14 protein-coding genes and 1 other RNA gene are annotated in these 12808 nt (G+C 53.2%); all 15 read right to left on the reverse strand.

The window, feature by feature from the left end; translation table 11 throughout:
* Nucleotides 1–63: 63 nt before the first annotated feature.
* Nucleotides 64–912, reverse strand: a complete 849-nt coding sequence (rsmI, locus tag GX147_06560; GenBank protein ID NLN60353.1) for a 16S rRNA (cytidine(1402)-2'-O)-methyltransferase — start codon at nucleotides 910–912, stop codon at nucleotides 64–66.
* A 73-nt stretch (nucleotides 913–985) separates the two neighbouring features.
* The gene (locus GX147_06565; protein ID NLN60354.1) at nucleotides 986–1969 is read right to left on the reverse strand and encodes a thioredoxin domain-containing protein; all 984 of its coding nucleotides are present in this window, start codon (nucleotides 1967–1969) and stop codon (nucleotides 986–988) included.
* A 42-nt stretch (nucleotides 1970–2011) separates the two neighbouring features.
* A complete protein-coding gene (locus GX147_06570; GenBank protein NLN60355.1) occupies nucleotides 2012–3340 on the reverse strand; it encodes a replication-associated recombination protein A in 1329 nt (442 codons plus the stop codon).
* Between the two features lie 8 nt (nucleotides 3341–3348).
* Nucleotides 3349–3609 (reverse strand): hypothetical protein, encoded by a 261-nt coding sequence (locus tag GX147_06575; GenBank protein ID NLN60356.1) that lies wholly within the window; start codon nucleotides 3607–3609, stop codon nucleotides 3349–3351.
* Nucleotides 3610–3683: 74 nt separating this feature from the next.
* Entirely contained in the window at nucleotides 3684–5045 is a 1362-nt protein-coding gene (locus tag GX147_06580; GenBank protein NLN60357.1) for a TrpB-like pyridoxal phosphate-dependent enzyme, read from the reverse strand.
* A 307-nt stretch (nucleotides 5046–5352) separates the two neighbouring features.
* Complete coding sequence (locus tag GX147_06585; protein ID NLN60358.1) at nucleotides 5353–6543, reverse strand: hypothetical protein; 1191 nt, start codon at nucleotides 6541–6543, stop codon at nucleotides 5353–5355.
* 307 nt (nucleotides 6544–6850) lie between these two features.
* Nucleotides 6851–7270, reverse strand: a complete 420-nt coding sequence (locus GX147_06590; GenBank protein ID NLN60359.1) for a pyridoxamine 5'-phosphate oxidase family protein — start codon at nucleotides 7268–7270, stop codon at nucleotides 6851–6853.
* Between the two features lie 71 nt (nucleotides 7271–7341).
* A complete protein-coding gene (locus GX147_06595) occupies nucleotides 7342–7635 on the reverse strand; it encodes a MoaD/ThiS family protein (GenBank protein ID NLN60360.1) in 294 nt (97 codons plus the stop codon).
* Nucleotides 7636–7725: 90 nt separating this feature from the next.
* Nucleotides 7726–9015 carry a tyrosine--tRNA ligase gene (locus tag GX147_06600; GenBank protein ID NLN60361.1) on the reverse strand — a complete coding sequence of 430 codons (1290 nt, stop codon included), beginning with the start codon at nucleotides 9013–9015 and terminating at the stop codon, nucleotides 7726–7728.
* Nucleotides 9012–9818, reverse strand: a complete 807-nt coding sequence (locus tag GX147_06605) for a TIGR00282 family metallophosphoesterase (GenBank protein NLN60362.1) — start codon at nucleotides 9816–9818, stop codon at nucleotides 9012–9014. Before GX147_06605 ends, GX147_06600 begins: the two co-directional genes overlap by 4 nt.
* A gap of 33 nt (nucleotides 9819–9851) precedes the next feature.
* Nucleotides 9852–11414 (reverse strand): ribonuclease Y, encoded by a 1563-nt coding sequence (gene rny / locus GX147_06610; GenBank protein NLN60363.1) that lies wholly within the window; start codon nucleotides 11412–11414, stop codon nucleotides 9852–9854.
* A 124-nt stretch (nucleotides 11415–11538) separates the two neighbouring features.
* Nucleotides 11539–11734: non-coding RNA, 6S RNA (ssrS, locus tag GX147_06615), on the reverse strand.
* A 3-nt stretch (nucleotides 11735–11737) separates the two neighbouring features.
* A complete protein-coding gene (locus GX147_06620) occupies nucleotides 11738–12022 on the reverse strand; it encodes a cell division protein ZapA (protein NLN60364.1) in 285 nt (94 codons plus the stop codon).
* Between the two features lie 17 nt (nucleotides 12023–12039).
* Nucleotides 12040–12276 carry a cell division protein ZapB gene (zapB, locus tag GX147_06625; GenBank protein ID NLN60365.1) on the reverse strand — a complete coding sequence of 79 codons (237 nt, stop codon included), beginning with the start codon at nucleotides 12274–12276 and terminating at the stop codon, nucleotides 12040–12042.
* 92 nt (nucleotides 12277–12368) lie between these two features.
* Nucleotides 12369–12808, reverse strand: a 440-nt coding sequence (locus GX147_06630; GenBank protein ID NLN60366.1) for a tRNA dihydrouridine synthase DusB, incomplete at its 5' end; no start/stop codon positions are given.

Here is a 12808-nt window from a genome sequence, read left to right on the forward strand (position 1 = left end):
AAAATTGCCACATCGCCAGCTTTTCCCGTACGGCGACAATGGGGATGCAGGAAAGAACCACGATCAACTCCCGCCGTAGAAACGAAGCAGGGCATGGTAAACCATCTTTCTGGGAAAACCGAGATCCGCTGTAATCCGGTCAACCATGTCTCGCCGGGAGAGCCCCTGCTCTCGGGACAGGGAAACCATCATGGCCTGGATACGCGCTTCCGGATTCTCCGTTTCCGAAACCGATTTTTTCCCAGCGATAACGAGGGTGATTTCCCCCTTGATCACCCGGCCCTCAAAGGCGCAAATGACTTCAGCCACATCGCCTCTGACCACCTCCTCGTGAAGTTTGGTCAGCTCCCTGGCCACAACGACAAAGCGGTTCCCCAACCATGTCTCGATATCTTTTAAGGTATCCAACAACCGTTTCGGTGATTCGTAGAAAATTTGCGTGCGCCGATCATCGGCTATGGAAAGCAGCACGGCCTTTTTTTTCCCTTTGGTCGGCGGAAGAAATCCCTGAAAAACAAAATGATCCATCGGCAACCCGGAAACAGACAAGGCCGTAATGGCAGCAGACACACCGGGTATGGGAACGACTTCAATGCCGGCTTTGACGGCGTTATGAATCAGCGGGTAACCGGGATCTGAAATCGCCGGGGTTCCCGCGTCGGTGACACAGGCAATGTCTTGTCCCTTTTTTATTTTATCCAGCAGAAAAGGGGTTTTGCTCAACTCGTTTTGTTCGTGCAGGCTGGTCACCGGTGTCCGGATATCATAGTGTTTCAGAAGAATACGGGTCCGCCGCGTATCCTCCGCCGCGACAAGAGAGACCTCCCGAAGGATCCGGATTGCCCGCAGGGTAATATCCTCCAGATTGCCGATCGGTGTCGCCACCACATAAAGCTTGCCCGGTTTGTCCATGATATAGTCCCCGGCATCCGTAGCCCCGGTCAGGTTGTCGATCCATTCAACCCTTTGAAAACGTCATAAGTGATTACTTAATCTCATGCAGTCCCTGAAGAACCTCTGTTCGGCCAAAGTATTTCTTTTTCTCGCGCCCTTCGATCACAACCAGGGTCGGCGTGCCGTTCACTTCGTCTTCGTGGACAAAACGGCCGATTTCCGGGGGAGGGAGCTTTTCATCGACCCCTTTTACTTCAAAACCCCGTTTTTCAAGGTATGCCCGGAGCGCCCCTTCTTCCTGAATCCTTTTTTCCGCCGCCTGGAAGAGAGCCTTGCGGATTTGCAACGCCCTATCGAGGGCTTTTCCCCGCTGAACCAAAGACAGGTAGTAGGCGGTGTAAAGAGAGGTGGACCGGTGAATGGGCATATCGACGAAAGTCAGGTTGATCCGGTTTTTTCTCGCCAAGTCATAGAGAACGCTCTCCGCCGCCGGCTCCACCCCCCGGCACGGACCACAGAAATAATCCGTGTAGAGCCGGACCTTGACCTCCCCCTGTCCGAATGAGGGAAGGGCTTGTCCTCCGGACGCCACATTCAGGGGGACGCTCTGAAAAAAGGCGAGCATCACAACGAACCCCAGCACAATGGACAGTGATCCGAGTATCAGTCTTTTTTTGTTCAGGTTGACGACAAACAAAACAAGAATAATCCCTGCAAAGATCAAACAATAGGGGCAATAGTTCCTGTGGATGACCTGGTAGCCCACGAGAAAGACCTCGCAGCCCAGCGCCGCCGACAACAACAGACAAGACAGGGCCTCCTGGCGCAGCAAAAGCAGCATGGAAAACAACCCAAGAAAGATTACCCCCCATAGTTTCAGGTCAAGCCCGAGCAGGGTTCCTGCCAGGTACAGACAGGAGGTTCCGCAGAAATAATAGCGGATGATAACGGCAACGCCCAGAAGGGACAGAACAATACTGACAATCCTCCGATAATCCCGAATAAATCGTAGAAGCGTGCCATGGTTGAGCGCGTCGGCCTGACAAAAATCATTCTCCTTTTTCCCCTCCTGCATGGTTTACCCCGTGATGGTTTTTTGATTGACGTCGGGCATTTCTCAAAGGCCGCTGTTCCACCAGTCCCGTAAACGGTCCCTGATGATCTTCTCGTAACCCCTGTCCGTCGGTTTGTAAAATTTCGTCCCCAGGAGCAACTCCGGCAGATAATCCTGAGGGACCACGCCCCCCTTATAGTCATGCGCGTATTTGTAACCCCGTCCATATTCAAGATCCCGCATCAGTCCGGTCGGAGCGTTCCGAATGTGCAGGGGAACGGGTAAGCTTCCGGTTCGGGAAATGGTTTCCTGAATCTCTCCGTAAGCGGTATAAAGGGCATTGCTCTTCGGCGCCGCAGCCAGGTAAACCGCAGCCTGGGCCAGAATGAGTTCTCCTTCAGGCGAACCGATCAATTGAAAACCCTGCATGGCTGAAACCGCAAGGGCCAGCGCGTTGGGATCGGCATTTCCGATGTCTTCCGCCGCCATTCTGACCATGCGACGGGCGATAAACAAAGGATCTTCTCCAGCCGCCAGCATCCGCCCCAACCAGTACAGGGACGCATCGGGATCGCTTCCCCGAAGGCTTTTATGAAAGGCGGAAATGAGGTTGTAGTGTTCCTCGCCCGCCTTGTCGTAAAGAAAGGTTTTTCTATCCAGATGCCTGGCCGCCGTCTCGAGGGTCAGGCTGGCCATGCCATCGGAAGCGGAATCCGCCGCCAGCGTCACGGCCTCGAGGTTGTTCAGCGCCGATCGGGCATCGCCGTCACACCGGGAGAGAATGAAATCCAGCACCCCTTCCTCGATGTGAAGGGATCGGTTCCCCAGACCCCGCTCCCGATCACGCAGGGCCCTGTCCAAAATCAGCCGGAGCTCTTCATGAGAGAAGGGTTTCAGGACCATGACCCGGCACCGTGAAAGGAGAGGCGCGATGATTTCAAAGGAGGGGTTTTCCGTTGTCGCCCCAATCAATGTGATCAGGCCGTTTTCAACATGGGGCAGAAACGCATCCTGCTGGGCTTTGTTGAAGCGATGAATCTCATCGACAAAGAGGATCGTTCGCCGACCATGATAGGCAAGCTGATTTTGCGCCTCCTCGACGACGGCGCGGATCTCCTTAACACCCGACAGAACAGCCGAAAATCGTATGAAGTGCGCCTTGCTCTCACCGGCTATCAGAATCGACAGCGTTGTTTTCCCCGAACCGGGAGGTCCCCAGAAGATCATGGAAAACAGGCTGTCTTCCTCAACCGCACGTCTCAGTAAGGAGCCGTCTCCCACCAGATGGCCCTGACCGATATATTCCTGCAGGCTTCGCGGCCGCATCCGCTCCGCCAGCGGCCGTTCCTTCCCGTCTTTTCGTGTTTCCCCAACCCCTTCGAACAGGTCCATGCCTGCCTTTATTCGGCTCCTCCCTTCGCTTTGGCAATGAGGTCCATGAGGGTGGTCATCTTGTCTTTTTGGCTCCGACGGCAGAATATTGCCCATTCTTCGGATGTCAGGGTCCTCTCCAGCCAGGCGTCGACAGGGAAAATACGTCGCCAGCAGGCCACAATCTCGGCACAGGGCATTCTCCCCCCCTCCCGACGGCAATAGGAAAATGACACCTCGTGCCCCAGGCGGGGACAGTGGCATCGCAAACCGTCATAATCGTTTTCCATGGCGATACCTTTGCGAAAAAAAGCGAAACCGTCAAGGGAAACTTTCCCTGAACGAGCCTTCACCGCTCGTTTTGTCAGGGCTTCGGGAATCTCTGAATCGTCCGCAAAGCCCGTTCGATTTCCGCCTCAGGGAGTTCATAAGGCGTCAGCTGTCCCGAGAGGTATGAATCGTAAGAGGACAGGTCAATCAGGCCGTGACCACTCCAATTGAAGAGAATGACCTTTTCTTTCCCCTCCTCCCTGGCCCGCGCCGCTTCCTGAACAACAGCGGCAATGACATGGTTCGTTTCCGGAGCGGGGAGAAAACCTTCACTCCTTGCCCATTTCACTCCGGCATCGAACGTTTCCACCTGGTCGTAGGATCGCGCTTCGATAAGACCTTCCACAAGCAGATGGCTCACGATGGGCGCCATCCCGTGATAACGCAACCCCCCCGCATGAATCGGCGCCGGCACAAAATCATGTCCCAGAGTGTGCATGGCCAGTAACGGTGTCGTCTGGGCGATATCCCCGAAGTCGTAAGCAAAGGGTCCCCGGGTCAAACTTGGACAGGAGGTCGGTTCCGCCGCAACGACGGACACCTTTTTCCCATGGATTTTATCCCGTACGAAGGGAAGGGAAATCCCGGCGAAATTACTTCCACCGCCGGCACAGCCCAGGACGACATCGGGATACTCGCCTATTTTCGCCATCTGCTTTTCCGCCTCCAGACCGATGATGCTCTGATAGACCAGCACGTGGTTCAGGACACTGCCCAGTCCGTATTTCGTGTTCGGATGGGTCACGGCGTCCTCGATCGCCTCGCTGATCGCAATGCCCAGGCTACCCGGAGAATCGGGATCGTCGGAAAGGATTTTTCGCCCCGTTGCCGTCTGATCACTGGGGCTGGAGAGACACTCGGCCCCCCAGGCATTCATAAGCATACGCCGGTACGGTTTCTGGTTGTAACTGACCTTGACCATATAGACCCGGCATTGAAGACCGAACATCTGGCAGGCCATACCGAGGGCGCTGCCCCACTGGCCCGCCCCGGTTTCCGTGGCCATCCGTTTTGTGCCGAAAACCTTGTTGTAATAGGCCATGGGGATGGCCGCGTTTGGCTTGTGGGAACCGGCGGGACTCACCCCCTCGTCCTTATAATAAATTCTGACGGGCGCATCGAGGCACTTCTCGAAGTTCCTGGCGCGGCGCAGGGGCGAGGGGCGCCACAGGAGATATTTGGCCAGAACATCCTCGGGGATATCCAGCCAGCGTTCACGGGAGACTTCCTGTTCGATGATGTTCATGGGGAAAATGGGAGCCAGATCGTCCGGCCCGACGGGTTTACCCGTTGCAGGATGCAACGGCGGCCGCAGCGGCGTCGGCAGATCCGCCTGGATATTGTACCATTGCCTTGGAATCTCCTGATCCTCCAGAATCACTTTCATCTGTTCCATTGTGCTTCTCCTTTGCTTGATTATAAAAACCGTCCAGGCCGTGTTTCCCTATGGGGAAAAGAACAGGACCCAACAAAAAAGGCCATGAGTTTTCCCATGGCCTTTTTGATCTGATCGTGAGACATGGGAGAGACTTCCCCCGCCCACGGCTCATAAGTAACATCAACACACCGGCGGGCGGGCATCGTGCGCCTGCCACCACCATATTCCCTCTATTCCCATTTTCTGTATCATGGCGTCCATCTCCATCCAGCGTGCTGTCGGGTACCCTATCCCGGCAATCATGTTTCTGTCAATAGAAATCTTCTCAGATTTCCAGATCGGATAAAAACCCCTTTTTCCGTCGATACCACAAATGGGGGAAGAGCTTGTAGAAAAGCCTGGACAGGGGACTGATATATTCCTTGGTTCGTTTATCAAACTGACAAGCCTGAATAACGAGATCCTTGATATGGCGTTTCGTCCCCCCCTCATTGAAGATTTTGTAGGCACAGTCGAAAAGGGGGCTATACATGTTTTTCTTTTCCAGATATCGATGAACATTCCGGATCGTGTTGGGCCCCTCCGGGGTCCCGTCGATTTTCTGAAGGGCCTTGGCATGCGTATCCGCCGGGTTTCCGTTGAAGTTTTCGTAAAAGTACTTGCCATAGCGGTAATTTTTGCTGGCCTCAGAAGAAACGGTCACGTACATATCCCCTACTCCGGCCTGACTGTAAAAAGCCTGGAAGCTGCCGCCGAGAAGTCTGACGAGCGCACGGATTTCCACCCCCGATCGGGAGAAGATCGTTCCCGGCAGGGAATCACCCAGATTGAGGGAATCGGTCACCCCCTTGATATTGGCTACGATATTTTTCAGGGAGCCGCACGCCTCGATCCCGACCACATCGAAGTTGTAATACGAAGTCAACTCCCGACGGTTGAAGCGTATCAATTCCTCCTTGATCAGCTTCGAAACGCCTCTTTTCCCGGCCACGGTGACGCAGACGGGATTTCCCATGGCGATATCCATGTCAAAAAAGGGTCCGCCTACACAGACCAGTTCATATTTGTATTTCAGCGCGGAAAGGCTCTGTTTGATGAGCTGCGAAGGGGTGACCAACTCCATGGTCCCCTCGTTGGAGGAAAGCCCTTTTATCGGCGATATCAGGCAGGTGCCACCCGGTTTGCGCTCGATGATCGGCTTCAGGTAGTTCAAGAATTCGGTGAGGCGGTTCATCGTCAGGGACAGGAATATAAAATCATTCTCTTCGATAACCCGCTCCAGATCATTTGTCGCATAAACTTTCGGGGAAAGACGGGGCACCTTGTCGATGCTTCCGAGACGTTTCACCAGATCCTGCGTCAAATGACGAGGATTCAGATGCTCCTTATTGATCGCGAGACAGACATCCAGGTCATGATAATAAAGGGTGACACGTTTATTGTCCCGGCCGAACTTGTATGCAAAAGAGGTTCCCAAGCGTCCCGGTCCGATGATACCGATTCTGCTCGTATCCATATTCTTCGCCATCATCGCCGGAGCCACCGGGCCAATAAAGCCGTATAGAACATATCGATCAAGATTTTACCCATTGAAAGACCAACTACCCAATCCGCACGTGGCAAGGTGATCATTTCCCGTTAAAATTCAATAGATCCCCAAAAAGACGGTGGATTATAGGGAAAAGCCCAAAGTGTGTCAAACATTAATCGGGAATCTGATTACGAATTTCCGAACGCCTTGAAAAAAAGAGGTGAACCAGATGTTCGGCTCACCTCTTTTGATCTTGTCATTATCTCGATTGGCTGATCCGGGAGATGGGAGATTATTTGTTTCCGCCGCCCGCCATTTCCTGATAGCTGCCGGCAATCGTCTTCGGAGGCCAGGGGAAGAGATCCTCCACCGTCACCTTCACAACATAATTCGCCTTACGGCTGAAGTAACTCAGGGCTTCATTCATTTCGTCAAAGAGTTCACCGGAACTCAGCATTTCGGCCGTTCCCTTTACCTGGCAGCCCTCATTCTTTTCCTTATCAAAAAAATAAATGGCAATTTTGGGATTTTTCAAAAGATTCTCGCGGGTCCGGGTGGACATGATTTCCGCGAACATGAACGTTTCGTCATCAATGATGCTGAAGGTGCTTTTGGGAGACACATTCGGAGCCCCGTTTGCATCCGTTGTAGCGATAAAAGCCAGCTTGTTTGTTTCAATGAGCTCCTTTATTACCGACGACATTTTGGCCATAATTCTGTCCTCCTCGTATATTTTTTCCTTGGTTACGACCTGGTTGAATAAAATTTCCCGGGTTTCAGATCTCAGCGAATCCAGCCCGGAACGTGCAGCCAGTCCATCAAGACAAGACGGTCGCCTTCATTGACGGCCCTGTCCATCATTTCCTCGCCTATTCTGAATTTATTCAGCATAATCATGTATTTAGGATTGATTGTACCATTCTCCATAATAAACAGATCGAAGGCCGTCCCCACGTCCGGGACCTTGATTTCCTTTAACCAGTCACCCACCGTCGCACCTTCCGGGAGCACCATCTCCACATTGCTCCAGCCCAGCAACCTACGTACACCGAGTATCGCCCCAACAGTTACCTTCATAGCGTGCCCTCCTAAGTTGAAATTTTTTCTAACTTAAAACCTTGTCTTTTGCTTGTCAAGGTCAAATCAGCCAACGAAGAGAAACGGATTTTAACCCTGCACGACCTCGACAACAACGTACCTTTTTTTCCCCTTTCTTAACCGGATCCGGCCCCCTTCATCCCGATCTCCCAATCCTATCTTCTCATCGAACGCGCCGACCTGCCGGTTGTTCACATAGCCGCCTCCCTGGGAAAGCAGTCTGCGGGCTTCACTTTTCGTGGCACAAAGTCCGCTCTCAAAGAACAATTCGAATGCCGCAATCCCCTGTTCCAGTTCCGCCTCCGTTTTCCCGATGGAGGGCGGACCCGCCCCATCCCGATCCGGCTCGGTCCTGGGAAGGGTGCTCGAGGGGAAGAGATCATCCCGAACCGGCCTGACATGAAAGGTCTGCACCGCGGCCTTCCAAGCATCCAGCGCGGCCTCTTCACCATGCGTGACCTTGGTGGCCTCAAAGGCCAAAACCGTTTTGGCCATATTACGTTCCGATCCCTCGAGGGAGCAGACGGCGGATATCTCTTCCATCGGCAGGAAGGTGAACAGCCCGAGGAACCGTTCCACGTCGGCATCCTCCGTGTTGGCCCAGTACTGATAATATGCGTAAGGAGACGTCTCCCTCCCGTCCAGCCAGACCGTCCCCTTTTCCGTCTTCCCCATTTTGTGACCCGATGACGTCGTGATCAAGGGAAACGTCATGGCAAAGGCGCCCTTCCCTTTCATTCTTCTGATCAAGTCACTCCCGGCAAGCATGTTCCCCCACTGGTCATTCCCGCCCATCTGGAGCATACACCCATATTCGTCGAATAAATGAAGAAAATCATACGCCTGCAACAACATGTAGTTGAATTCGATAAAGTTAAGTCCCCGTTCCAGGCGCATACGATAGCTCTCCGCCGCCAGCATTTTGTTGACACTGAAATGACGGCCGATATCCCTGAGAAATGCGATATAATTCAACTCCGCAAGCCAGTCGGCGTTGTTCAGGAGGAGGGCTCCGCCGTCGGAGAAATCAAGGTAGTTCGAGAGCTGTTTCTGAAGACACCGGGCATTGTGGTCAATCTGTTCCCGCGTAAGAATGCGCCTCATCTCTGTTTTGCCGCTCGGGTCACCGATCAGGGCGGTCCCCCCGCCAACCAGGGCAATCGGTCTATGCCCCGCCTTCTGCATGTGAGTCAGAGACATAATGGGCAGGAGATGGCCGACGTGCAGGCTGGGCGCCGTTGGATCGAACCCGATATAGCAGGTCACCTTTGCGTTCCGTAACAGATCTTTGATCGCATCCTCATCTGTGATCTGCTCGATGAAACCCCTTTCCCTCAAGATATCGAACGCGTTTTTCAAATCAGACCTCGCTCCGTTTTTTCTTCCAGCTTCACACTTATTCTCATGATACTTCTGCTTTTTCCCGTTTCTTCGTCGACATCGAGGACCACGCCCTGCATGCGGATATCCCGTTTGGCGACGTCGAAACGGTTGGGTATCTGACTCAGAAAGCGGTCCAGGACAGCGGGGGTTTTGATGCCGATAACCGAGTCGAAAGGCCCCGTCATGCCGACATCGGTAATGTAGGCGGTTCCACCGGGAAGCACCTCGTTATCCGCCGTTTGCACGTGCGTATGGGTCCCCAAAACCGCCGTGACCTGGCCATCCAGAAACCAGCCCAGGGCCCTTTTCTCCGAGGTCGCTTCGGCGTGCATATCCACAATGACGATTCCGGCTCGGCCCTTCAATTTTTCTGTTTCTTCCTTTGCTTTTTTGAAAGGACAATCGAGGGAGCGCATGAACACCCGCCCTTCAAGATTGATGACCCCCACGGGGTCTCCCGTCACGGCGGAAAGGACCGTGCTTCCGTAACCCGGATTCATGCCCGGATAATTGGCGGGACGTAATAAGTTTTCATAATCATCTATAAAATCCATGACCTCCTTCTTGTCCCATATATGGTTTCCCGAGGTCAGGACATCGATATCGTACCGGAGCAACTCATCGACAATATCCCGGGTCACGCCAAATCCGGAAGCGGCGTTCTCACAGTTGGCAATGACGAAGTCAATATCGTGATCCTTCACCGCCTTCGGAAGAAGCTCTCTCACAGCCCGGCGTCCCGGCTTGCCCATAATGTCGCCGATAAAAAGTATTTTCATGATGACCCCCACACAGGCCGCTCCCGCCAATGCCTATTTCGCATAATCGGATACCCGTGTTTCACGAATCACGGTCACCTTGATCTGTCCCGGATACGTCAGGTCTTCCTCGATCTTTTTGATGATATCCCGACACAGCATCACCGCGTCGTTGTCGGATATCTTCTCGTTCTCCACAAGGATACGGATTTCCCTTCCCGCCTGGATCGCGAAGCATTTATCCACACCGTTGAACGATTTGGCGATGGTTTCGAGTTCCTCCAGACGCTTCACGTACGATTCCAGCATTTCCCTTCTCGCACCCGGACGCGCGGCGGACAGGGTATCGGCGGCCTGGACGAGGACACCCAGGAGCGTGTTGGTTCTACCGTCGTCATGATGGGTGGCGATCGCCTGGACAATGCGGGGGTTTTCACCAAATCGCCGCGCAAAGTCGGCGCCGATGGCCGCATGGGTTCCTTCTATTTTATGGTCCACGGCCTTGCCGATGTCATGAAGCAAGCCCGCCCGTTTGGCTTCCTTCACGTTCATCTTCATCTCCGCCGCCATCATGCCCGTCAAATAGGCGACATCGACGGAATGCTGGAGAACGTTCTGGGAAAAACTGGTCCGGTATCTAAGACTGCCCAGGAGGTATATGATTTCGGGATGGATGTCGTGAACCCCCACATCGAAGGAAGTTCGTTCACCGGTTTCACGGATGATCGTGTCCACCTCGGTTCGCACTTTTTTGACGATCTCTTCGATGCGTCCCGGGTGAATCCGGCCGTCCGTAATCAGCCGTTCAAGAGAGAGGCGAGCCACTTCACGACGGATGGGGTCAAAACTGGAAAGGACCACCGCTTCCGGGGTGTCATCCACGATGAGGTCGATCCCCGTAGCCGCTTCGATGGCCCGAATATTCCGCCCTTCCCGGCCGATGATACGTCCCTTCATTTCATCGTTCGGCAGGGTCACGACCGACACGGTATTTTCCGAAACATGATCACTCGCATATCGCTGGACGGCATAGGCAATAATTTCACGCGACTTCTTTTCCGCCGTATTCTTCGCTTCATCCTCAATTTTGCGTACAAAGGCGGCCGCATCTTTTTTGGCGTCGCTTTCAACAGCCTGAATCAGTTGTTTCTTGGCCTCCTCCGAGGAGAGTCCGGCAATTTTCTCAAGATTTTCCTTCTGCCGGCCGATCAGACGTGTCAGTTCGTCATTCTTTTCCGCCGCTTGAGCCTCTTTTCCGGCAATACCCTTTTCCCGCCCATCGAGGCTTGCCTCCCTCTGGGCAACGGCCTCTGTCTTTTTATCGAGGAGTTCTTCCCTGGAACGGAGTTTTTTCTCGAGATTTTCGAATTCCGTCTTGCTCTCCCTGGCCTCTCTTTCAAATTCCGTTTTCGACCGAAAGAGGTCTTCCTTGGCCTGAAGAACCGCTTCCTTGCGTATCGTTTCCGCCTCTTTTTTGGCTTCGTCCACAATCCGGTCAGCCAGACTTTCGGAAGACTCCAGTTTCTTTTTGGCCAGCCTTACCTGAAAGAGATAACCCAGAACCACACCGATAGCGATGGATCCCAGAATAATCAATATAATCAACCCGTTATTCAACAATATCTGTACACCTCCCTTCGGGGTTCGCCCCGGCTAAACAGGAGAATTGAAACGATATTCAGGGATGGCATGTAAAATGGTGAGGAATATTTTTGTGGGACGGCCTTGGACCGGCAAATTAATAACCCCCGCCGATGCCGTGTCAACCACCTTTTTTGAACCTTGGGACCAAGTGGGTGCCCCTTGTCTTCGCTTCAGGCTTTCCGCGATCCCTAACGGGATTCAAGCGGACATGCACACGGCAAAAACGAAAAGGCTCCCGGTTCTAAGGTGTTGGCTCAAAAAACGAATGTCAATCACGCACATCGCAGGGGAATAGCTTATTTTTGATTAATTCGGTCAATCAGATCTATCAGTTCCTGGGTCTTTTTTTCCAGTTGCTCACTAATCAGTTTGTTTTCTCCTCTTGCTTTAAACAACTCGCCTGCAATATTCAAGGCAGCTAAAACCGCTATCGCCAAGGTATTCGGATTCTGTCCCCCCTTGCTGACTTCATCTACCTTGTCGTTCACATACTGGACAACCCCTGCAACAGCCTTCTCATCCGAATCACTTAATACCGTTAACTTCTGCCCCAGTATCTCGATATGAAAGCTTCTCTTCAATAAGAAAACCCCAAGATTTATTGAGCCGCATTAATATCCTGAAGCAAATCCAAAAGCGAATCCACCTTCGACCGTATCGTGTCTTTTTCCTCGTTCAATCCCCTTATTTTGTTGTAGGTCTCCTGTAACTCCAAATCCTTGTTTTTTAATACTTCCTCTAGTCTTTCGTACTTCGTCCTCAATTCCGCATAAGCTGAAACAATATTTCTAATCTTTTCTTCAAGATCCTTGAACCCCGGTATCTCCACTGTCATTTTCCACCTCTTCCGAAGATCTGGCGCCCTCTACGACGCGGGGTTGATTATGCCCAGAGCGCCGGTAAAAGTCAAGGCATTATTTCCCTGTGCTATTTCGGCAAGTTATCGTTTTCAGACAGGTATAAATCGAAGGCTTCCCACATCCTCCCGGCGGACGTCATGACCGACGCCGCATGGCGGAAACGCGCGCCGCCGCGCAGTCCTTTCGTGTACCACAGCAGATGCTTACGGAAATTTCGGTATCCCGCCTTTTCCCCCGAATAGGCCACCTCCCGGTTCAGGTGGGTCTCGATGATCGTCCGACGTTCTTCCAGGGAGGGACGGCGGGGCGCGCCCCCCGCCGTGACGTCCATGATTTCCCGAAAGATCCAGGGGTTGCCCAAGGCACCGCGTCCCACCATACAGGCGTCGCAGCGGGACATGTTTTTCAGCCTCGCCGCGTCGGCGCCCTTGCGGATGTCTCCATTACCGATGACGGGAATGGCCAGCCTCTCCTTTACCCGCCCGATCATATGCCAGTCGGCCGCCC

Source organism: Deltaproteobacteria bacterium (assembly GCA_012522415.1).
Taxonomy (GTDB): Bacteria; Desulfobacterota; Syntrophia; order Syntrophales; family JAAYKM01; genus JAAYKM01.

Excerpts from the sequence above, each read along its gene's own strand:
- GX147_06580 (NLN60357.1), bottom strand. The coding sequence starts at position 5,045 with ATGGAACAGATGAAAGTGATTCTGGAGGATCAGGAGATTCCAAGGCAA.
- GX147_06585 (NLN60358.1), bottom strand. The coding sequence starts at position 6,543 with ATGGATACGAGCAGAATCGGTATCATCGGACCGGGACGCTTGGGAACC.
- GX147_06565 (NLN60354.1), bottom strand. The coding sequence starts at position 1,969 with ATGCAGGAGGGGAAAAAGGAGAATGATTTTTGTCAGGCCGACGCGCTC.
- GX147_06605 (NLN60362.1), bottom strand. The coding sequence starts at position 9,818 with ATGAAAATACTTTTTATCGGCGACATTATGGGCAAGCCGGGACGCCGG.
- GX147_06590 (NLN60359.1), bottom strand. The coding sequence starts at position 7,270 with ATGGCCAAAATGTCGTCGGTAATAAAGGAGCTCATTGAAACAAACAAG.
- rsmI (NLN60353.1), bottom strand. The coding sequence starts at position 912 with ATGGACAAACCGGGCAAGCTTTATGTGGTGGCGACACCGATCGGCAAT.
- GX147_06570 (NLN60355.1), bottom strand. The coding sequence starts at position 3,340 with ATGGACCTGTTCGAAGGGGTTGGGGAAACACGAAAAGACGGGAAGGAA.
- GX147_06575 (NLN60356.1), bottom strand. The coding sequence starts at position 3,609 with ATGGAAAACGATTATGACGGTTTGCGATGCCACTGTCCCCGCCTGGGG.
- zapB (NLN60365.1), bottom strand. The coding sequence starts at position 12,276 with ATGACAGTGGAGATACCGGGGTTCAAGGATCTTGAAGAAAAGATTAGA.
- GX147_06595 (NLN60360.1), bottom strand. The coding sequence starts at position 7,635 with ATGAAGGTAACTGTTGGGGCGATACTCGGTGTACGTAGGTTGCTGGGC.